This is a genomic window from Saccharothrix sp. NRRL B-16348, assembly GCF_001280085.1.
Lineage (GTDB): Bacteria > Actinomycetota > Actinomycetes > Mycobacteriales > Pseudonocardiaceae > Actinosynnema.
Genome location: NZ_LGED01000241.1, coordinates 42,689 through 62,917, shown reverse-complemented (window position 1 = coordinate 62,917; position 20,229 = coordinate 42,689). Strand labels below are relative to the sequence as shown.

The window sequence follows — 20,229 nt, the reverse complement described above, 5'->3', positions numbered from 1 at the left end:
CGTGTGGTGGATTCGCGCAACGACATGAGCGGGTCGGTGACGGGGCCGCTGATCCAGGCGCGGGACGTCGCCTTCACCGAGCCCGCGCCCGTCGCGCTGGCCGGTCTGCCGCCGGTGGACCTGTTCGCCGGCCGTGCGGCGGCCCTCGACGCGCTGGCGCAGTCGTTGCGGCCGAGCCAGGACCCGGCCGCCTCGCCTCCCGTGGTGCTCTCGGTCGTGACGGGTCTCGCCGGCGTGGGCAAGACGACGTTGGCGGTGCGGGCGGCGCACGACGCGGTCGCGGCGGGCTGGTTCCCCGGCGGTGTGCTGTTCATCGACCTGCAGGGCTACGACGAGCGGGCCAGGCTGACCCCGGACGTGGCGCTGTCCACGTTCCTGCGCGCGTTGGGCGTGCACGCCGAGCACATCCCCGACGAGCGGGCGGGGCGCGAGGCGCTGTACCGGTCGAAGCTCGCGGAGCTGCCGCCCGCGCTGGTCGTGCTGGACAACGCGTCGTCCGCGGACCAGGTGCGCCCGCTGCTGCCGGGCACGCGCACCCACCGCGTCCTGGTCACCAGCCGTGACACGCCGGGTGACCTCATGGGCGCCCGGCTGCTCGACCTGAACGTGCTCGACCCGGCCGAGGCGGTGAGCCTGCTGGACGGTGCGGTGCGCGCGGCGCGGCCGGAGGACGACCGGGTGGTGGCCGACCCGGAGGCCGCGGCCGAGCTGGTCCGGCTGTGCGGGCACCTGCCGCTGGCGTTGAGCATCGTGGCCGCGACCCTGGTCGCCGACCCGGACCAGCCGCTGGACGCCCTGGTGGCCGCGTTGGGCGAGGCGTCGACGAGGCTCGGGGAGCTGTCGTTCGGCGACAGCCCGCGCGTGCGCGCCGCGTTCGACCTGTCCTACCACCGGCTCACGCCTGCCGCAGCGAGGCTGTTCCGCCTGCTGTCGCTCAACCCGGGCCGGCAGGTGGGCGTGGCCGCCGCGTCGGCGTTGGCGGACCTGCCGCCGCGGGAGGCCGAGAAGCTGCTGACGTCGTTGCGCCGGGCGCACATGATCGAGGCGGGCGAGCCGCGCGGGTGGTTCCGCTGGCACGACCTGCTCCGGCTGTACGCCAAGGAACGGGTGGCGGCCGACGAGCCCGCGGCGGAGCGCGAGCGCGCGGTGGTGCGCCTGCTCGACCACTACGCCGAGGCCACGCGGCGGGCCGACGCGCGGCGCAACCCGGCGCACGAGATCTCCCGCGAGGCGTTGGCGTGGTTCGACGTCGAGCACCCGACCCTGGTCGACGCCGTGCTGGTGGCGGACCGGGAGGGGCACCCCGAGCGGGCGCTGCGGCTGGCGTTCCTGCTCACCGGGTTCCTGTTCTACCGGCGGCACTGGGACGACTGCCGGATGCTCTACGCGTTCGCGCTGGAGACGGCGAAGCGGATCGGTGATCGGGCGGCCGAGGCGCAGGCCGTGCACCGGCTGGCCCGCCTCGGACGCGACACGCGCCACCGCCAGGAAGCCCGCCGGTGGTACCGGGAGTTCCTGGCGCTGAGCCGGGAGTCGGGCGACCGGCCGGGCACCGCGCAGGCGCTGCACAACCTCGGCTCGATCGCCCGCCGGGCCCGTGAGCTGCACGCCGCGCAGGAGTACTACGACGAGGCGCTGGACCTGTACCGCGAGCTGGGCGACTGGCGGGGTGAGGCGGACATCCTGTTCAACCTGGGCACGGTCGCCCGTGAACGGCGCCGGCACGGTTCGGCGTACGAGTACTACACCGCGGCGATGCGGCTGGCGACCGAGCACGCCGACCGGCTCCGCGAGGCGCGGGTGTCGGTGTCGCGCGGCATCCTGTCCCGGCGGCTGCACGACCACGAGATGGCGCGGCACTGGTGGCGCGAGGCGATCCGGCGGTACGAGGAGCTGGGCCGGGACGACATGGTCCGCAGCGTCCGGAAGCGGCTGGCGAAGCTGCCCCCGACGTCACCGACGGCACCGGCATCGCCGCCGTCGGAATCACCGCCGCCGATCCCGCCGCAGTCGCCGCAGATCCCGCCGGAGTCGCACCCGCAGTCGCCGCCGCACTTACCGAGCGGCTGACCCGACCAGTTCCGGCTCCGGCACGCGGGGTTCGCGTCGTCTCACCGTGGTCGCGGCCATGCCGACGATCACCAGCGCCGCCGCGCCGAGGCGGACCGCGGTGATCGTCTCGTCCAGCAGCAGCCAGCCGGACAGCATCCCCGCCACCGGCACCAGCAGCGCGAACGGCACGACGGCGCTCGCCTCGTAGGTCCGCAGCAGCAGGTTCCACAGCCCGAAGCCGAGCAGCGTCGACACCCACGCGATGAACAGGATCGCGCCGACGCCGGTCCAGCTCAGGTTCCGCAACGCGGCCAGGTCGGCGGCCGGGCCCTCGAAGACGAGCGACAGCCCGAGCAGCGGAAGCACCGCCAGCGCGCTGACCCACACGATGAAGTTGATCGGGTCCGGCGGCCGGGCGTACCGGGTCGCGACGTTGGCCAGGCCCCACGCCACCGCGCCCAGGACCACCAGCAGGAACGCCGAGATCGGGCTGCCGACGCCGTAGTCGAACGCGATCACCACGATCCCCGCCGCCGCCACGCCCATCCCGGCGAGCTGCACGGGTCGCGGCCGTTCCCGCAGCAGCACGGCCGCGAACAGCACGGTGAAGAACACCTGGCTCTGCAGCACCAGGGACGACAGCCCGGCGGGCATCCCGGCCGCCATCCCGACGAACACCAACCCGAACTTGGCCACGCCGAGCGCCAACGCGACCGCGACGACCCACTTCCACGCCACCTTGGGCCTGCCGACGAACCACAGCGCCGGCACGGCGGCGGCCAGGAACCGCAGCGCGGAGAAGAACAGCGGCGGGAAGTCGCGCAGACCGACCTTGATGACGACGAAGTTGAACCCCCAGATGGTGGCGACGAGCACCGCGATCGCGACGTGGCGTGGTTTCACGCCACCGAGTCTCAGCGCTCCCACCGTTTAGCACTAGCGACGAGTGCTGAAGCTTTCGGTTTAGAATCGCTACATGTTGGATCTCGGACGGCTCCGCGCCCTGCACGCGGTCGCGCAGCACGGCTCGGTCGGCGCGGCGGCGACGGCGTTGGGCTACACGCCGTCGGCGGTGTCGCAGCAGATCGCCAAGCTGGAACGGGAGACCCGCACCACGCTGCTGGAACGCCGTGGCCGCGGTGTCGCGCTGACCGACGCCGCGCACCTGCTGTCGGCCACCGCCGGGCAGGTGCTGGCGCTCGTCGAGCACGCCGAGGTGGCGTTGGAGGAGCAGCGCGGCGCCGCCGTCGGCGAGTTGCGGGTCGGCGCGTTCGCCACCGCCGCGCGCGGCCTGCTGCCCGCGGCGGTGGTCCGGTTGGCGGAGCGACACCCCCAGTTGGACGTGCGGCTGGTCGAACTCGACCCGCCGGACTGCCTGGAGGCGGTGGCGCGCGGCGAGCTGGACCTGGCCGTCACGCACGACTGGGTCAACGCGCCGCTGGCCGTGCCCGAGCCGGTGTCCCGGGTGCGGCTCGGCGAGGACGTCGCCGACGTGCTGCTGCCCGTCGGGCACCCGTTGGCGGAGCGGGATTCCGTCGTGCCGGAGGACTTGGCGGGCGAGCGGTGGATCTGCCAGCCGGAGGGGACGATCTGCCACGACTGGCTGGTGAACACCTTCCGCGGCGCGGGCATGGAACCCGACCTGGCCTACCGGATCGCCGAGTACGAGACGCAGTTGTCGTTGCTGGCCAAGGGGATCGGCGTGGCGCTGCTGCCCCGGCTCGGCCGCGGCGCGTTGCCGGACTCGGTGCGCGCGGTGCCGTTCCGGCCGACCCCGACGCGCCGGGTGTTCGCGGTGTGGCGCACACAGGCGAGCCGTCGTCCCGCCGTGACCGCGACCCTGGCGGCGTTGCGGGACTGTTGGGAGCAGCGGGAGACCGCTTGAGGTGACAGGTAACGATCGGGCATCCCGCGGTTGCGGCGGGCACGTTTGCGACGACTATCGAAGTGGGTCGTCGGGGTTCTGGTCTGGGCCCGTTCAAGCCACTCACCAGGAGGCCTCCTGCGGAAATCCGCCACCGCGGGAGGTCTCCGCCCCGGCGTGAAAGCCCTTGCCCGCCGGGCGGGCCCGGAAGAACGCACGCCGGCGAGACGTGCCCGCAGGTCGTAGTCGGCCTGCGGACCTCGACCCCGGAACGGCGTGATGACCTCGCTGCCTCGGTCGCGGACCGCCCTCAGTCCTTGTGCCGCTCCAACAACTCCTCCAGGAAGCCGCCCGCCTCGGCCGCGGCCCGGGCCGCGTCACGGTCGCGCACGGCGTCGAGCAGGCCGGTGTGCGACACGTGGTCGTCCTCGTGGTCGGTTTCCACGGTGGCCGTGATGCTGGCCCGGACCGCCTCGGTCAGACCCTGGTACAGCTCGGCCAGCAGGGTGTTGTGCGAGCACTGGACGAGCATCACGTGGAACGCGGTGTCCCGCTCCACCAGCCGTGCCCAGTCCTTCGCGGTCAGCGCCTCGTCCCGCTCGGCCAGCAGTTCCTCGAGCCTGCGGACCTCCTCGTCGGTGCGGTGGGTCGCGGCCAGGCGGGCGCCCTCCACCTCCAGCGTCCGGCGCACCTGGAGGACCTCGCGCAGCTCGCTGCCGCACATCCGGCGGACGGCGCCGGACAGCTCGCTGGTCGCGCGGACGAACGTGCCGTCGCCCTGCCGCACCTCCAGCAGACCGGCGTGGGACAACGCGCGCACCGCCTCCCGCACGGTGTTGCGACCCACGCCCAGGGCGGTGACCAGCTCCGGCTCCGGTGGGATGCGCCGGCCGACCGGCCATTCACCGGCGGCGATCGCGCCCCTCATCTGGTCGATCACCTGGTCGACGAGCCCGGCCCGCCGGGTAGTGGCCAACGGCACAGCGACATCCTTTCATCCGAACATCCCATGTCTGCGATAGTAGGCCGGTGCCAATCCAGCAGACCCGGCCAGACTGGTCACCGTCGAACGCCCACATTGCCACCGATGGCGGTGCCGATGCGACGATCGCCGACCATCCTGGCCGCACTGCCGTGGGTGAGGTGCGGCGGAACCGCCAAGTTGCCCTGGTCGGCAGCACCCTGTTGGCGATCGGCGTAGCGCTGGCCGCCGCGAACCTCCGCCCCGCCGTGACGAGCCTGGCGTCCGTGCTGGGTGATGTGCGCACGTCGTTGGGCGTCTCCACCGCGTGGACGAGCGTGCTGACCGCCGTGCCGACGCTGTGCTTCGGTTTCGCCGCGTTCCTCGCGCCCTGGATGGGTCGGCGGCTCGGGATGGCCCGGGCGGTCGCGCTGTCGTTGCTCGTGCTGACGGTCGGCCTGGTGCTGCGCGTCGTGGACGGCCCGGCGGCGGTGCTCGGCGGCACGTTCATCGCGTGCGCGGGCATCGCGGTGTGCAACGTGCTGATCCCGGTGGTGGTGAAGGAGTCGTTCCCGGGCCGGGTCGGCCTGGTGACGGGTGTCTACACGGCGGCGCTGGCGGCCGGCGCGGCGTTGGGCGCGGCGTTCACGCCGGGGCTGGAGTCGACGTTCGGCTCCTGGCGGTTGGCCGTCGGCGCCTGGGCGTTCCTGTCGGCGGCGGCGTTGCTGGTGTGGCTGGCCGGTGCGCGGCACGGGTTGTCCGCACGGCCGGTGGTGCGGCCGGTGCGGGCCGGGCGGTCGTTGTTCCGCAGCCCGCTCGCCTGGGTGATCACGGTGTTCTTCGGGCTTCAGTCGCTGTTGGCGTACACGGTGATGGGCTGGTTGCCGCAGATCCTCGTCGACGCCGGGGTGGACCGGACGACGGCCGGGCTGCTGCTGGCCATCACGATGGTGCTCGGCGTGCCGGTGAGCCTGATCGTGCCGCCGTTGGCCGCGCGGTGGTCGGGGCAGTCGTGGCTGGTCCTGGTGCTGGGCGTGCTGTCGGTGCTGGGCGTGCTCGGGCTGGCCCTCGCGCCCGGCGCGGCGCCCGGGTTGTGGGTCGTGCTGATCGGCGTGGGGATGGGCATGTTCCCGCTCGCGCTGCTGGTGATCTCGTTGCGGACGGCGTCCGGCGCGGACACGGCGCGGCTGTCGGCGATGGCGCAGAGCATCGGGTACCTGATCTCGGCGGCCGGGCCGTTCGCGTTCGGGGTGCTGCGGGGTGTGACGGGCACCTGGACGGTGTCGATGCTGGTCCTGGTGGGGTTGCTGGTGGTGCTGACCGGTCTCGGGTGGGTCGCCGGTCGGCCGCGCACGGTCTAGCCCCGCACGGTCCAGCCCTGTGCGGTCCGGCTCTGTGTGGTTTGGCTCGGTGAGGTCCGGGCGGTTCGGTGCCGGCTTCGGTACCTGATAACGCCTCGACTTCCCGGCGCGATGTGTCGGTTACGGACAGAACGGAGACCCGGTCGCACGAGGGGTACGACCGGGTCTCCTGTGTCCGTGCTGCTCGCGCGGGCGCTCAGTTCGCCAGGGGCAGGTTGAGCAGCGCGTTCTCGATGACCTCGGGCATCGCCGGGTGGATCCAGTACTGCCCGCGGGCCATCGTCCGGGCGTCGAGGCCGAAGCTCATCGCCTGGATCACCGGCTGGATCACGCTCGACGCCTGCGGCCCGATCACGTGCGCGCCCAGGATCAGGCCCGTGTCGGGGTCGGCCAGCACCTTCGCGAACCCGGTCGTGTCCTCCATCGCCCAGCCGTACGCGATCGACGCGTAGGCCTGCGACGCCGCCACGTACCGCACGCCGCGCTCGACGGCCTGCTCCTCGGTCAACCCGACCGACGCGATCTGCGGCGACGAGAAGACGGCCGCCGGCACGAACCGGTGGTCCGAGGCGATCGGCTCGTCCGGGTGCAGCAGGTTGTGCTGCACGACCCGCGCCTCGTGGTTGGCCACGTGCTTGAGCTGGTACTCCGAGCTGACGTCGCCCAGCGCGTAGATGCCCTCGACGGACGTGCGCTGGTGCTCGTCCACGACCACGCGGCCGTCGGGGTGCACGTCCACGCCGGTGGCGGCCAGGTCGAGCAGGTCCGAGTTGGGTGTGCGGCCGACCGCGACCAGCAGCTCCTCGGACTCCACGACCTCGGCACCGTCCGGGCCCTCCAGGTGCAGCCGCACCACGCCGTCGACCCGCTCGGCCCGCACCGCCTTGCGCTTGAGCCGCACGTCCCACTTCGCCGAGGCGGTCTCGGTGAACCGGGTGGCGATCTCGTGGTCCTCGTGGCGCAGGAGCTGGTCGGACCGCCCGACCACGGTCACCCGCACGCCGAACGACGAGAACACGTGCGCGAACTCCGCCGCCACGAAACCGCTGCCCAGGATGGTGAGGCGAGGGGGCAGGGCGTCGAGCCGCATGATCGTGTCGCTGGTGTGGTAGCCGACGGAGTCGAGGTCGGCGACGTCCGGGATGACCGGGCGGCTGCCCGCGGCGAGCACGAACCGGTCCGCGGTGATCACCTCGCCGGTGCCCGTGTCGAGGGTCTTCGGGCCGGTGAACCGGGCCGTGCCCGCGTAGACGGTGACGTTGGCGTTCTCCTCGGCCCGCCAGTGGCGGCCACCCTCGGAGATCGGGTCGATGCGGCCGAAGATCCGGTCACGCACGTCGGTCCACCGCACGCCGTCCAGGTGGGCGTCCACGCCCAGCCGCGCGCCCGAGGCGGGTGCGGCGGCGACGTCGGCGGTGTGCACGAACATCTTCGTGGGGATGCACCCGACGTTCAGGCACGTGCCGCCGAACACACCCTTCTCGACGATCGCGATGTTCCAGCCGGCGAACCGCTCGTCCGCGATGGAGTTGCCGGAACCGGTGCCGATGATGACCAGGTCGAAGTGCCTCACGTCGTGCTGCAACCCGCGACGTGAGGCGCTTGTTCCCGGTGGTCGGTGTCGATCGGTCGGCGGGTTTGGACCACGGTTCGGTGGTCGGGGTCGTGGGTCTTCGGCGGTGTTCAGTGTGCGTAGGTCGGCACGAGGATCGCGCGGGCCAGCGTGTGGAACGCCAGGTTGAAGCTCACCACGGCGGGGGAGGCGTCGCCGTCCACGTCCAGCTTGTCGACGTCGACCGCGTGCACCACGAAGTAGTACCGGTGCACCTGGTCGCCGGCCGGTGGGGCGGCGCCGCCGAACGCGCGGGTGCCGAAGTCGCTGCGGACGTGGAACGCGCCGGCGGGCAGCGCGTCGTCCGAGGCGCCCGCGCCGGTGTCGAGCGAGGTGACGGACGCCGGGAGGTTCACCGCGACCCAGTGCCAGAAGCCCGAGGGGGTCGGGGCGTCCGGGTCGAAGCAGGTCACCACGAAGCTCTTGGTCTCCTCCGGGAACCCGGTCCAGCTCAGCTGCGGCGAGGTGTTGCCGCCCTCGAACACGTGCGCCTCGGCCAGGTGTTGGCCGTCGGACACGTCGGTCGAGCTGACGGTGAACGACGCCACCTGCGGCAGGAGGGCGTAGGGGTCGGGCGCGACGGGGCGTTCGAGGCTCATCAGGTCCTCCACACGTGATCTTGCGGGACAGACCCGCACGACCCTATCGCCGGGGTGGGAGGGGCGCAGACGGGGTGGTGTTGTCGATCTGTGAGCAACCTGAGTGATCCTCGTGGCGTCTCACTCGAGTGAGCGTCACCTGAATGGGTGACGCCCGTTCGAGGGGAAATTTCGGATGAGACCCAGGGGAGTGGCGGTCCTGGCCGCCGTCGTCGCGGTGGTGTGCGCGTGCTCGTCGCAGCCGGAAGCCCGGCAGGACCCGTCGGCGGCCGGCACGACGACCACGACAGCCGTGACAACGACGACCACCACCCCGCCGACGGCCGTGCCCGGCCCCGGAGGGACCACCATTCCCGTCTTCCAGCAGCCCTACGCGTTCGGCACGCCCCAGCAGCACGTGCCACTGATCGTGGACGGCATGGTGCCGGTGGTCCGGCGGATCGAGACCGACCGGCCGTACGTGTTCATCACGATCGACGACGGCGCCGTTCGCCACCCGGCCGCGGTCGAGTTGATGCGCAAGAGCGGTGTCGAGCCGACGTTGTTCCTCAACTCGAAGCACGTGGACGGGCACGCCGACTACTTCAAGGGCTTCGACGACGTCGCGACGGTCCACGCGCACACTGCCACGCACCCGGACCTGACGGGCACGTCGTACGAGTTCCAGCGCGGCGAGATCTGCGGCAACGCCGACCTGCTCCGCGCGCAGCTCGGCGCGCGGCCGAAGCTGTTCCGGCCGCCGTTCGGCAACTTCGACCACACCACGCGCCGGGCGGCCGCCGACTGCGGGTTCACCGCGCTGGTCATGTGGACGGCGGCGGTCAACGACGGTGTCGTGCAGTTCCAGGCGGGCGGTCGGTTGAACGCGGGCGACATCGTGCTCATGCACTTCCGGCACACGTTCGTGGAGGACTTCCTGGCGTTCCTGGAGCGCTGCAAGCTGGACGGGGTGACGCCGGTCGTGCTGGGCGACTTCCTGGCCGATTCGCAGGCAACCGTGTGACGTGCGACACGTCTGTATGGGTGTACCGGCACTCAGCCGGGTGAGCCCTTGGAGGGTCGTCATGAACAGCCGCCTCAGGAAACTCGCACTGCTCGTGTTCGCCATGGCCGTGGTCGGGGGTGTGGTCCCGGCTGCGTCCGCTGCGTCGGGCGTGTCGGGCGTGTCGGGCGCGTCGGGTGTGTCGGGTGCGTCGGCGATGACGCAGACGCCGGTGTTGACCGGAGTCCGGACCGGGAGACACGTGGCGTTCGACCGCGTCGTGCTCGACCTCGCCGGCCACCGGCCGGAGTTCTTCATCCGCAGCGTCGACCAGCTCTACCAGGACGGGTCCGGCCATCCCGTGTCGTTGCCCGGCGCCTACTTCCTGGAAGTGCGGCTCGCGCCGGCCGCCGCGCACGACGACAACGGCAACCTCACCTACACGGGTCCCCGGCAGTTCGAGACGCCCGCGTTGACGAACGTCCAGGCGTTCGCGATCACGGGTGACTTCGAGGCCAACCTCACCGTCGGGCTCGGCATGCGGCGCGACTCGTGGCACCGCGTGTTCCTGCTCGACTCGCCCACCCGCTTGGTGATCGACGTCGGGCACTGATCCGACTCCCTTGACGTCCGGTGAAGTCACGGTGAACTCCCGGCGGTGATCGGGTTCTCGGTCGGTCCGCCGACCGAGAATTCGGTGTGCAGGTGCTGCGTTCCGCGTTGGACTTCCTCGGTGGTCCCGGTCCGGTGCTGCTCGCGATCGGGCTGCTGTTCGCGACGCCGGTCATCGACCGGCTCTTCGTGCGCCGCAAGAGGCTCGGGTTCCGGGTCCTCTACAACTCCAAGATCGGTCTCGGTCCCGAGCAGCTGCACGACGGGACGGACCCGAACTCGCCCCAGTTGAGGGAGTTGGTGCGGGTCCTGGACCGGATGAGCATCGTGGTGATCCGGGTGCGCAACACCGGCAGCTACGACATCGACGGCGAGGACTTCGACAAGCCGCTGACGTTCACCTTCGGCAACCGGGTCGTGTGGAACGCGCGGGTGTCCGAGGCGGGCTCGGACGAGATGAAGGCCGAGATCCGGCGCAGCCTCCAGTTCTTCGGCTCCGAGGCGAGCCCGGCGAAGGCGACGCTGCCGACCGTGCGGGAGCGGATGGCGCAGCGCGTGGCCAAGTGGGGTGGGCTGGCGGTGCCCGCGGACCCGCCGGGCGAGCCCGTGTGGCACGGCGTGCGGCTGGAGAAGCTCGTGCTGCGGCGCAAGCAGAAGTTCAAGCTGCTGGTGGTGCTGCGTGAGCCGGACGGCAACCGCGAAGGTGAGTTGGGCAAGGACGTGAAGGTCGTCGGCAGCCTCGGCGGCGCGGGGATCGTGCACGACGAGCGCCCCGAACGGCTGCTGACACTGCCGAGGCTGACCGGTGGCCTGGCCGCGTTGCTGGCGGCGGTGCTCGTGCTCGTGCTGGCGTGGCCGCCGACGTCGACCGACGCGACCGTGGCGTGCGCGACGGGCAAGCTGCAGGTGGAGGGGTCGAGCGTGTTCATGCCGACCATGGCCGCCATCGCCGACCAGTACGAGCGGGCGTGCCCCGGTGCGGAGATCACCACGTCCGCGACGGGGAGCATCCAAGGGGTGCGCGAGGTGGCGGGAGGTGCGGACGGCGACGGGATGGTGGCGTTGTCGGACGGCAAGCAGGAGGTGCAAGGAGTCTTCGCGCAGCAGTTGGCGATCGTGGTCTACCACGTGGTGGTGCACAGCTCGGTCGGCCTCGACACCATCACGGTGGAGCAGCTGCGCGGCATCTACGCGGGTGTCTACACCGATTGGAGCCAGCTGCGGGGTGGTGCGCCGTTGCCGATCCGGATCGTGGGGCGGGGCGGCGAGTCGGGGACGCGGGAGCTGTTCGAGCGGCGGGTGCTGGAGACCGGCGAAGGCGCGTTGTCGTCCAACGACTGCCGGGTGAAGGACCGTGCGCCGGAGGCGCCGGTGATCCGGTGCGAGCGGGACAAGAACGCGGACGTGGTGCGGGAGATCGGCGCGGTCGAGGGTGCGATCGGGTACGCGGACGCGCCTTCGGTGGCTGAGGCGCGCAAGACCAACGCGTTGACCGCGTTGTCGTTGAACGGGAAGGTGTTCGACGCGGCGGCGGGGGTGGAGGCGGGCTACCCGTTCTGGACGGTGGAGTACCTGTACACGCGGTCGGAGCCGGCGGCGGGGTCGTTGGTGGGGCGGTTCGTGGCGTACGTGCGGGAGCACGACGGGGCTCGGGTGCGGATGAAGGATGCCGGGTATCTGCCGTGTGTGACGGCGGATGGGGTGCCGTTGGATTTGTGCAATCTGAGGTGAGGTGGGTGGGGGTTGGGTTCGGCTCGGTGGTTGAGTTCCGTCCGGTGGTCTCGCTCAAGTCCGGCTCGATTTGACATGGGGCCCTTACGGGCACTCCAGGCAGGCCAAAGCCGGGCAGCAAAGCCGGGCAGGCCTGGCGGGAAGAGCGTCCGCCAAGCCTGCCCGGCTTCGACCAGCCTAAAGCACCCGAACCCATGTCAAATCGGGCCTCGGTGGGTCGGTTTCGGGTCCGTTGTGGGGCGGTTGTGGGTGGGTGGGAGGTTAGGCGGCTGCGATGGTGGTGGATTTGGTGGTGGTGGCGATTGGTTCGAGGGCGAGGTCGAGGGCTTCGCGGACGTCGGCGACGAGGTGGACGGTCAGTTCGGCCAGGACTGATTCCGGGACGTCGTCCAGGTCGGGTTCGTTGCGTTGGGGCAGGAGGACTGTGGTGATGCCGGCGCGGTGGGCGGCGAGGAGCTTTTGCTTGACGCCGCCGATCGGGAGGACGCGGCCGGTCAGGGAGACTTCGCCGGTCATGGCGACGTCGGAGCGGACTGGGCGGCCGGAGAGCAGTGATGCGAGTGCGGTGGTCATGGTGACGCCCGCTGATGGGCCGTCCTTCGGCACGGCGCCCGCTGGGACGTGGATGTGGACGCCTCGGTCGGCCAGGACTTCGGCGTGGTTGTCGTTGGAGCGCAGGTAGGACAGGGCGATCTGGGCGGACTCCTTCATCACGTCGCCCAGTTGGCCGGTCAGGGTGACGCCGGGGGCGCCGGTGTCGGCGGAGGCCAGGGATGCCTCCACGAAGAGGACGTCGCCGCCGGCTCCGGTGACGGCCAGGCCCGTGGCGACGCCGGGCACGGCGGTGCGTTCGGCCGATTCCGGTGTGTGCTTGGGGGAGCCCAGGTAGGTCCGGAGGTCCGGGAGGTCGACGGTGACCGGCAGGGTGGTCTCGTCCAGGGCGACGCGGGCGGTCACCTTGCGGAGGATGCGGGCCAGGGAGCGTTCCAGTTGGCGCACGCCTGCTTCGCGGGTGTACTCGCCGGCCAGTTTGCGCAGGGACGGTTCGGTGATCGTGACGTCCTCGGTGGTGAGGCCGGCGCGTTCGACCTGGCGTGGCAGCAGGTGGTCGCGGGCGATGGTGACCTTCTCGTCCTCCGTGTAGCCGTCGAGCCGGACCAGCTCCATGCGGTCGAGGAGGGGGCCCGGGATGGATTCCAGGACGTTGGCGGTGGCGAGGAAGACCACGTCGGAGAGGTCGAGTTCGACTTCCAGGTAGTGGTCGCGGAACGTGTGGTTCTGGGCCGGGTCGAGGACTTCCAGGAGTGCGGCGGTCGGGTCGCCCCGGTAGTCGGCGCCCACCTTGTCGATCTCGTCGAGGAGGACGACCGGGTTCATCGAGCCCGCTTCGGAGATGGCGCGCACGATCCGGCCGGGCAGTGCGCCGACGTAGGTGCGGCGGTGGCCGCGGATCTCGGCTTCGTCGCGGACGCCGCCCAGGGCCACGCGGACGAACTTGCGGCCCATGGCGCGGGCCACGGATTCGCCGAGGGAGGTCTTGCCCACGCCGGGAGGTCCGACGAGGGCCAGGACCGCGCCGGAACGGCGGCCGCCCACGACGCCGAGGCCGCGGTCGGCACGGCGGCGGCGGACGGCCAGGTACTCGGTGATGCGTTCCTTGACGTCGTCGAGGCCCGCGTGGTCGGCGTCGAGGATGGCGCGGGCGCCCGCGATGTCGTAGGAGTCCTCGGTGCGGTCGTTCCACGGCATGTCGAGCACGGTGTCGAGCCAGGTGCGGATCCAGCCGACCTCGGGTGACTGCTCGGAGGTCCGCTCGAGCTTGTCGACCTCGGCCAAGGCGGCCTTGCGGACGTGCTCCGGGAGGTCCGCGCCTTCGACGCGGGCGCGGTAGTCCTGCTCCTCGGTGGCGGGCTTGCCGTCGAGTTCGGCCAGTTCCTTGCGGATGGCGGCCAGTTGCTGGCGCAGCAGGAACTCGCGCTGCTGCTTCTCGACGCCTTCCTTGACGTCCTTGCGGATGGTCTCGGCGACGTCGAGCTCGGTCAGGTACTCGCGGCCCCACTCCAGCAGCTTCCCGAGCCGCTCGGTGACGTCGCTGGTCTCCAGCAGCCAGACCTTCTGCTCGTCGCTGAGGTACGAGGCGTAGCCGGCGAGGTCGGCGAGGGCGGACGGGTCGTCCACCTGTTGCACCGAGTCGACCACCTGCCACGCGCCGCGCTGCTGGAGGATCGTGGTGACCAGGGCCCGGTACTCGCGGGCCAGTTCGCGGGTGTGGTCGTCGATCGGCGACTCGTCCGCGATGGTCGCCTCGACCCACAGCGCCGCGCCGGGGCCGGTCGTGCCGGTGCCGATGCGAACCCGCTCGGTGCCGCGCACCACGGCCGCGCGTTCGCCGCCGGAGAGCCTGCCGACCTGCTCTATCAGGGCCAACGTGCCCACCTTGGCGTACTTGCCGTCCAGCCGGGGCACCAGCAGCACCTTCGACTGGCCGCCCGCGGCGGTCGCTGCCTCGATCGCGGCGCGGGCCTCGGCGGTGGCGTCCGAGCCGCTGAGCCGGATCGGGACGACCATGCCCGGCAGCACGACCACGTCGTCCAGCGGCAGCACCGGCAGCGCCAACGTCTCGCCCATGATCCCTCCAAAGTTGAGTCTGACTGGCTCAACCAAGGTGAGCGTGGGTTTGTTTCCGGTAGGTGTTCGCCCACAGCGAGCGTCCATTCGGGGGTTGTGCCCGCTTTGCGGCGCCGCGACGATCACGCGGTCGGCTGACGAGGAGATGTGCGCATGGAGCAGGCGAGCTGGGTTCCGTCTTCGGTGGACCTGGACCGGCCGAGCGCGGCCCGGATGTACGACTACTTCCTGGGCGGGTCGCACAACTTCGCGGTCGACCGCGAAGCGGCCAAGTCGGTCGAGCAGATCTTCCCCGGCATGTCCGGCGCGGCCCGGGCCAACCGGTCGTTCCTGCGGCGCGCGGTGCGGTACCTGCTGTCGCAGGGCATCGACCAGTTCCTCGACCTGGGGTCGGGCATCCCGACGGTCGGCAACGTGCACGAGATCGCGCAGCAGACCAACCCGGCCGCACGGGTGGTGTACGCGGACGTCGAGCCGGTGGCCGTGGCGCACAGCACGGCGTTGCTGGCGGACAACCCGCTGGCCAGCGCGATCCAGGCGGACCTGCGTGATCCGGACTCGGTGCTGGGCAACGAGGAAGTGCGCTCGGTGCTCGACTTCGACCGGCCCATCGGTCTGCTGATGGTCGCGGTGCTGCACTTCGTGCCCGACGAGGACGACCCGGCCGCGGCGATCGCCCGGTACCGGGACGTGCTGGCGCCGGGCAGCTTCGTGGCGATCTCGCACGCGAGTTGGGACGGCGTGTCGCAGGAAGGGCGGGAGAGCGGCGAGCAGGTCAACGCCATCTACCGCCGCACGGACAGCCCGCTGGTGCTGCGGACGGGCGCAGAGGTCGCCGCGTTCTTCACCGGGCTGGAGGTCGTGGAGCCGGGCGTGGTGCAGTTGAGCGAGTGGCGGCCGGATTCGGACGACGCCTACATCAGCGCGTACGCGGGGGTCGGGCGGAAGGTCTGACGCCGGCCCGTCACTCGGGCGGGGTGAGGCGGAGGTCCGGGTCGATCGGCGGCTCGCCGTCGAACGGTCCGCCGGGCACGGCGCCCAGCGCGTCGAGGGTGAGGCCGATCTCGTGCGCGTTCGGGTCGGTGTCGGGTGGCGTGCCGAACCAGGCGTGCAGGTCCTCGGGGATCCGGTAGCGGGCGGTGAGGTCGCGGTACAGGGCGGCGCGGTCGCCGGACTGCTCGGCCAGCTGCTGGTACTCGCGCATGGCCAGCCGCATCCGGATCCAGCGGTAGCGGTCGGTCTTGGTCGAGTCGTCCTCGGTGAACCGGGTGCGCAGCAGTCGGCCCGCCTCCGCGCCGCGTTCGGCGAGGGCGCGGATCGTCTCCGGGCGCATGAAGAGGTTCGTGCCGCCTTCCAAAGCGCCGACGCGGACGTGCGCGATCCGGCCCCGGTAGCCCGGCAGGGCGGACTGCATGGTGTCGCGCCAGTCGAGCATGGTGTTGAGGATCGCCGACGCGAAGTGCTGCACCAGGCCGATGCCGCGCCACGGCGTGCCGCCGGTCGACGCGTCCTGCTCGGGCAGCCAGACGTCCCGGTCGTCGCCCGGCGGGTACGACTGGAGGCTCAGGCCGAACGTCGGCCAGCGCGGCAGCAGGTTGTCGAAGAAGTGGATCGGGAAGTTGCTGGTGATGCCGCCGTCGGAGAACCAGTGCACGCGCGGCTCCGGCTCGGCGCGCACCAGCGGCACCGCGGCGATCAGGCCCGGCAACGGCATGCTCATCCGCACGGCCAGCGCGACCGGCAGGTTCTTCGGCAGCGCGTTGAGGGTCTCGGCGGGGTGCAGCGGGCAGTGGTGCGGCGTGGTGTCGTGGCCGAGCTTGTCGACGGTCCGCGGCGGCAGCACGGTCTTCAGGCACGTCGGGCAGAACAGCCACGCGGCGGACGGTTCGGTGAACGGCAGGCGGTAGGGCCGTCCCTCGGACAGGTCCGTCGTCATCAGGACCAGGTTGGTGGTCAGGTCGTCGAACGTCAGGTCCGTCGTCCCGGACAGGTCGTCCAGCACGTCCGCGATCCAGTCGCTCAACGGCGGCACGCCGGTCGACGCGGGCACGCCGCAGCGCCGGTCCCAGAAGTTGGGCCGGAACGCCCCGGTGCCCGGCACGAGTCCGAAGTGGACGGTGGTGGCCATCCGGTCGAGGAACCGCTTGGCGCTCAAGCCGTAGGTGACCGCGACCGCGCTGACGAACGCGAACCCCAGCACCAGCCACCACACGGCGGCGGTGGCGGCGCTCGCCAGGCTCGGCGCCGTCCAGCGCGTGCTCAGGGCGACCGGGATCAGCGGGACGATCAGGAGCAGCCCGGTGCCGATGCGGCGCAGCAGCGCGTCCCGGCCGTTCGGCAGGACTCTCAGCACGATGCCGGGCACGGCGACGAGGGCCGCGACGGTGAGTCCGATCAGCACCCACCTCGGCGTGGAGGCCCAATCGATCGAGTGGAACCACAGCGTCGGACCGATGAACCACAACGCCAGGGCCAAGGCGAGGAAGATCCGCGCCCGCCAGCCGATCGCGCTGATCAAGGCCAGCAGGAGGCAGGTGAGCGGGCTGCGTCCGGTGGAGTCGCGGCGCTGCATGGAGGCCGCCACGATCCGGTACAGCTTCCGGGTGCGTTCGCTGGGCTGGAAGAGTTGCGCCAACCGCCAACCGGGCGCGGCGAACCAGTCGATGACCTCTTTGAGCTTGCGGAAGCCGTCCTGGTCCCGGCCCTTCTCCGCGGCGGCGGTGAACGCGGCCCCGATCGCACCGGCCGACGCACCGCCCAACGACCTGAACCGGTAGTGCCCGGCCAACTCCACGACCGCCCACGGGTAGACGACGCCACTGGCCGCCCCACCCCGCATGGTCAGGTCGCAGTACCGGTTGAAGTCCTCGGCCATGGCGAACCTCCCGACGTCCATGATCTCCCGCCGCCGGGTGGTGTGGCGCTAGACCAATCGGTTGTTCACCGAAGGTTCGGTGCTCGGGACGCCCGGTCAGGCGGCGCTGGAGCGTCAGCCTGAGGGAAACGAGGGCCTTCGGTAGGGTTGGAGGGGAGGCGGGCGCACAGGGCTGCGCGTGGCCGGAGGGATCGTGGGCCCGCAGGTCCCGAACCCCGAAGGGGGGTGTTCCCCGTGTTGATAGAGCACCAGGGCGCACGACCCGCGGTCGACCCGACCGCGTACGTCGCGCCGACCGCGGTCATCTGCGGTGACGTCACCATCGGGCCCCGTACCCACGTCTCGTACGGCGCGGTGATCGAGGCGCACGGCTCACCGGTGAGCATCGGCACGCAGTGCGTGATCCGCGAGAACCTCAACATCCGCAGCACCGGCCGGGACGCGGTCACGATCGGCGACCACGTCCTCGTAGGGCCGCACGCGTCGCTCAAGGGCTGCACGGTCGAGGACGAGTCCTTCCTCGCGACGGGCGTGCGGGTCTACCAGGGCGCTCGGATCGGCGAGCGCACGGAGGTCCGGATCGACGGCGTCGTGCACGTGGCCAGCGTCCTGCCGCCGCGGTCGCTCGTGCCGATCAAGTGGGTGGCGGTCGGTGACCCGGCTCGGATCCTCCCGCCGGACAAGCACGACGAGATCGACGAGATCCTCGCCAGGATGGACTTCGCCCACCACGTCTACGGGATCGGGCGACTGCCCGGCGCCGATCATCGCGCCGACCAGGAGCTGTAGCGGCGCGGGGTCCGATGACGCACGAACCGGCCGGGCACATCGTCGTGAACGGTGTGCGCCTCGCCTGTGACGACGTGGGCGTGGGCCCGGCAGTCCTGTTCGTCCACGGTTTCCTGCTCGACCACACCATGTGGTGGCATCAGGTCCAGGCGCTCGACGGATGGCGCCGGATCGCACCCGACCTGCGCGGCATGGGGCTGAGCGAGGCTCCCGGACATCGCTACGGCGTGGACGTGTACGCCGACGACCTCGCCGCGCTGCTGGACGCCCTGGACGTCGAGCGCGCCGTGGTCTGCGGGCTGAGCCTGGGTGGCTACGTCGCGGTCGAGTTCCTGCGCAGGCACCCTGAGCGGGTCGGGGCACTCGTCGTCATGAACGCGCGGGCGGAGCCGGACACCGCGCGGCGGAAGGCGTCGCGCGACGATCTGATCGTCCGGGTGCGAAACGGCGACGTCGAGGCCGTGACGGACGAGCTCGCCGCGGAGTTCCTCGCCGAGGGTGCGCCCGCGGCGGCCGAGCGAGAGCTGAGGGCGATGACGCGCCGCCCTGCCGTGACGGGCATCGTCGGCGCGCTGGAGGCCATGCGCGACCGGCCCGACGCGACACCCACCCTTCGCTCGGCCGGGAACCTGCCGACCCTGCTCCTCATCGGCGAGCACGACACCCGGACTCCGAGGGAATCCATGCGGGCGCTCGCCGACCTGCTTCCCGGCGCCGTGCTCGAGGTCGTCCCCGCCGCGGGTCACGTCCCGCCGCTCGAGAACCCGGAGGAGACCACGGACAGGCTCGTCACCTTCCTGCGCCGGCTGGAGGCAGGAGAACAGCGGTGATCCGCCCGAGGGCTCGGTCAGGGTGTCACCGCTGGGACTGGGCGATCCGTTCGATGTCGGCGGGTGTGCCGGACATGATCGTGCGGACGTGCTCGGTCACCAGTTCGATCGGCCAGTCCCACCACTTGGCGCGCAGCAGCCGTGCCACGTCCTCGTCGGAGTAGCGCTGCTTCACCGGCTTCGCGGGGTTGCCGCCGACCACCGTGTACGGCGGCACGTCCGACGTCACCACCGCGCCGGTCGCGATGATCGCGCCGTCGCCGATCGTCACGCCGGGCATGACGATCGTGTCGTAGCCGAACCAGACGTCGTTGCCGACCACCGTGTCGCCGCGCGTCTCCATGCCGGTGATGAGGTCCATCGTCCGCTCGGCCCACGTGCCGCCGAAGATCGTGAACGGGAACGTCGACACGCCGATGTTGAGGTGGTTCGCGCCAGCCATGATGAACCGGGTGCCGGTGGCCAGGGCGCAGAACCTGCCGATGACCAGCTTCTCGGCGCCGTACCCGTAGAGCACGTTGCGGGTCTCGAACTCCAGCGCGTGCTCGGGGTCGTCGTAGTACGTGTACTCGCCGACCTCGATCGTCGGTGACGTGACCAGCGGCTTGAGCTGGACGACGCGGTCGGCGTGCGGCAGCGGGTGCAGGACGGTGGGGTCGGGGATCAAAGGTGAGGGCTCCTAACGCGACTCGTGTTGCGTTAGAGTGGCACACCTCGCCTACTAACGCAACAGGAGTCGCATTTGACGTCTCGACCGGGTGGCCGCTCGGCCCGCGTCCGCGAAGCCGTCCTCGAAGCCGTGCACGCCGAGTTGACCGAGCACGGCTACGCCGGCATGACGGTGGAGAACGTCGCCGAACGCGCGGGCGTGCACAAGACCACCGTGTACCGCCGCTGGGGAACGGTCGACGTGCTCATCGCCGACGCCCTCGACCACAGCCGGGAGACCGGGTGGCCGGTGCCCGACACCGGCACGGTCGAGGGCGACCTGATCGCCATCGCGACCGAGGTCGCGGACACGTTCGCCGACCCGGAACGCCGACTCGTGCCGATCGCGATCGTCGCCGCCGCCCTCCAGTCCACCCGCGCGCTCGACGCGAAGGGCCGGTTCTACGCCGCCCGGCACGCCGAAGCGGCCCAGGTCGTCACCCGCGCCGTCGCGCGCGGCGAACTCCCACCGCAGAACGACCCGGTCGAACTGGTCCGCCTCACCTGCGCCCCGCTGTACCACCGGATCTTCATCACCGGCGAGCCGGTCGACCGCGCCACCGCCGCCCTCGCCGCCCTCGCCGCCCTCGCCGCCGCCCGCGCCGGCTTGCTCTGAGCCGCCGAG

General features: G+C 71.5%; 17 protein-coding genes. 10 read left to right on the top strand and 7 right to left on the bottom strand.

The window, feature by feature from the left end; genetic code table 11:
- Positions 1 to 6: 6 nt before the first annotated feature.
- Positions 7 to 2,070 carry an ATP-binding protein gene (locus ADK67_RS38385; protein WP_157621338.1) on the top strand — a complete coding sequence of 688 codons (2,064 nt, stop codon included), beginning with the start codon at positions 7 to 9 and terminating at the stop codon, positions 2,068 to 2,070.
- Here ADK67_RS38385 and ADK67_RS38380 read toward each other — a convergent pair.
- Positions 2,056 to 2,955, bottom strand: a complete 900-nt coding sequence (locus ADK67_RS38380; RefSeq protein ID WP_053721484.1) for an EamA family transporter — start codon at positions 2,953 to 2,955, stop codon at positions 2,056 to 2,058. The two genes, ADK67_RS38385 and ADK67_RS38380, sit on opposite strands and share 15 nt — an antisense overlap.
- A gap of 73 nt (positions 2,956 to 3,028) precedes the next feature.
- Here ADK67_RS38380 and ADK67_RS38375 point away from each other — a divergent pair, with 73 nt between their 5' ends.
- Positions 3,029 to 3,937: a LysR family transcriptional regulator gene (locus ADK67_RS38375; protein WP_053721483.1), complete on the top strand. Its 909-nt coding sequence runs from the start codon at positions 3,029 to 3,031 to the stop codon at positions 3,935 to 3,937.
- A 289-nt stretch (positions 3,938 to 4,226) separates the two neighbouring features.
- Here ADK67_RS38375 and ADK67_RS38370 read toward each other — a convergent pair whose 3' ends face one another.
- The gene (locus tag ADK67_RS38370; RefSeq protein WP_053721482.1) at positions 4,227 to 4,898 is read right to left on the bottom strand and encodes a FadR/GntR family transcriptional regulator; all 672 of its coding nucleotides are present in this window, start codon (positions 4,896 to 4,898) and stop codon (positions 4,227 to 4,229) included.
- Between the two features lie 152 nt (positions 4,899 to 5,050).
- Between ADK67_RS38370 and ADK67_RS38365 the strand changes: the two genes are divergently transcribed.
- A complete protein-coding gene (locus tag ADK67_RS38365; RefSeq protein ID WP_231648559.1) occupies positions 5,051 to 6,238 on the top strand; it encodes an MFS transporter in 1,188 nt (395 codons plus the stop codon).
- Positions 6,239 to 6,434: 196 nt separating this feature from the next.
- On the opposite strand, the gene ADK67_RS38360 is transcribed toward ADK67_RS38365, so the two are convergent.
- Positions 6,435 to 7,811, bottom strand: coding sequence for a mycothione reductase (locus tag ADK67_RS38360; RefSeq protein WP_053721518.1), 1,377 nt, complete (start codon positions 7,809 to 7,811; stop codon positions 6,435 to 6,437).
- 110 nt (positions 7,812 to 7,921) lie between these two features.
- Complete coding sequence (locus ADK67_RS38355; protein ID WP_053721517.1) at positions 7,922 to 8,449, bottom strand: YbhB/YbcL family Raf kinase inhibitor-like protein; 528 nt, start codon at positions 8,447 to 8,449, stop codon at positions 7,922 to 7,924.
- Positions 8,450 to 8,624: 175 nt separating this feature from the next.
- Here ADK67_RS38355 and ADK67_RS38350 point away from each other — a divergent pair, with 175 nt between their 5' ends.
- The 3 genes from ADK67_RS38350 (at position 8,625) to ADK67_RS38340 (ending at position 11,774) form a co-directional block, all read left to right on the top strand.
- Positions 8,625 to 9,452: a polysaccharide deacetylase family protein gene (locus ADK67_RS38350; protein WP_053721481.1), complete on the top strand. Its 828-nt coding sequence runs from the start codon at positions 8,625 to 8,627 to the stop codon at positions 9,450 to 9,452.
- A 61-nt stretch (positions 9,453 to 9,513) separates the two neighbouring features.
- Positions 9,514 to 10,044, top strand: coding sequence for an AMIN-like domain-containing (lipo)protein (locus ADK67_RS38345; RefSeq protein ID WP_063797873.1), 531 nt, complete (start codon positions 9,514 to 9,516; stop codon positions 10,042 to 10,044).
- 86 nt (positions 10,045 to 10,130) lie between these two features.
- Positions 10,131 to 11,774, top strand: a complete 1,644-nt coding sequence (locus tag ADK67_RS38340) for a PstS family phosphate ABC transporter substrate-binding protein (RefSeq protein ID WP_231648558.1) — start codon at positions 10,131 to 10,133, stop codon at positions 11,772 to 11,774.
- Positions 11,775 to 12,035: 261 nt separating this feature from the next.
- Here the strand turns inward: ADK67_RS38340 and lon are convergent, their stop codons facing one another.
- A complete protein-coding gene (gene lon / locus ADK67_RS38335; protein ID WP_053721480.1) occupies positions 12,036 to 14,402 on the bottom strand; it encodes an endopeptidase La in 2,367 nt (788 codons plus the stop codon).
- 153 nt (positions 14,403 to 14,555) lie between these two features.
- On the opposite strand from lon, the gene ADK67_RS38330 reads away from it, so the two are divergent.
- A complete protein-coding gene (locus ADK67_RS38330; protein WP_053721479.1) occupies positions 14,556 to 15,356 on the top strand; it encodes an SAM-dependent methyltransferase in 801 nt (266 codons plus the stop codon).
- 10 nt (positions 15,357 to 15,366) lie between these two features.
- On the opposite strand, the gene ADK67_RS38325 is transcribed toward ADK67_RS38330, so the two are convergent.
- Complete coding sequence (locus ADK67_RS38325) at positions 15,367 to 17,298, bottom strand: patatin-like phospholipase family protein (protein ID WP_053721478.1); 1,932 nt, start codon at positions 17,296 to 17,298, stop codon at positions 15,367 to 15,369.
- Between the two features lie 213 nt (positions 17,299 to 17,511).
- Between ADK67_RS38325 and ADK67_RS38320 the strand changes: the two genes are divergently transcribed.
- Together ADK67_RS38320 and ADK67_RS38315 are read left to right on the top strand one after the other, a co-directional pair.
- The gene (locus ADK67_RS38320) at positions 17,512 to 18,066 is read left to right on the top strand and encodes a gamma carbonic anhydrase family protein (protein ID WP_197289815.1); all 555 of its coding nucleotides are present in this window, start codon (positions 17,512 to 17,514) and stop codon (positions 18,064 to 18,066) included.
- A 14-nt stretch (positions 18,067 to 18,080) separates the two neighbouring features.
- Entirely contained in the window at positions 18,081 to 18,896 is an 816-nt protein-coding gene (locus ADK67_RS38315; protein WP_053721476.1) for an alpha/beta fold hydrolase, read from the top strand.
- A gap of 25 nt (positions 18,897 to 18,921) precedes the next feature.
- On the opposite strand, the gene ADK67_RS38310 is transcribed toward ADK67_RS38315, so the two are convergent.
- A complete protein-coding gene (locus ADK67_RS38310) occupies positions 18,922 to 19,563 on the bottom strand; it encodes a CatB-related O-acetyltransferase (RefSeq protein WP_053721475.1) in 642 nt (213 codons plus the stop codon).
- Between the two features lie 75 nt (positions 19,564 to 19,638).
- Here ADK67_RS38310 and ADK67_RS38305 point away from each other — a divergent pair, with 75 nt between their 5' ends.
- Positions 19,639 to 20,220, top strand: a complete 582-nt coding sequence (locus tag ADK67_RS38305) for a TetR/AcrR family transcriptional regulator (RefSeq protein ID WP_053721474.1) — start codon at positions 19,639 to 19,641, stop codon at positions 20,218 to 20,220.
- Positions 20,221 to 20,229: the final 9 nt, after the last annotated feature.

Coding starts and splice junctions, on each gene's coding strand:
- ADK67_RS38375 (WP_053721483.1), top strand. CDS start 3,029: ATGTTGGATCTCGGACGGCTCCGCGCCCTGCACGCGGTCGCGCAGCAC.
- ADK67_RS38355 (WP_053721517.1), bottom strand. CDS start 8,449: ATGAGCCTCGAACGCCCCGTCGCGCCCGACCCCTACGCCCTCCTGCCG.
- ADK67_RS38350 (WP_053721481.1), top strand. CDS start 8,625: ATGAGACCCAGGGGAGTGGCGGTCCTGGCCGCCGTCGTCGCGGTGGTG.
- ADK67_RS38345 (WP_063797873.1), top strand. CDS start 9,514: ATGAACAGCCGCCTCAGGAAACTCGCACTGCTCGTGTTCGCCATGGCC.
- lon (WP_053721480.1), bottom strand. CDS start 14,402: ATGGGCGAGACGTTGGCGCTGCCGGTGCTGCCGCTGGACGACGTGGTC.
- ADK67_RS38330 (WP_053721479.1), top strand. CDS start 14,556: ATGGAGCAGGCGAGCTGGGTTCCGTCTTCGGTGGACCTGGACCGGCCG.
- ADK67_RS38325 (WP_053721478.1), bottom strand. CDS start 17,298: ATGGACGTCGGGAGGTTCGCCATGGCCGAGGACTTCAACCGGTACTGC.
- ADK67_RS38315 (WP_053721476.1), top strand. CDS start 18,081: ATGACGCACGAACCGGCCGGGCACATCGTCGTGAACGGTGTGCGCCTC.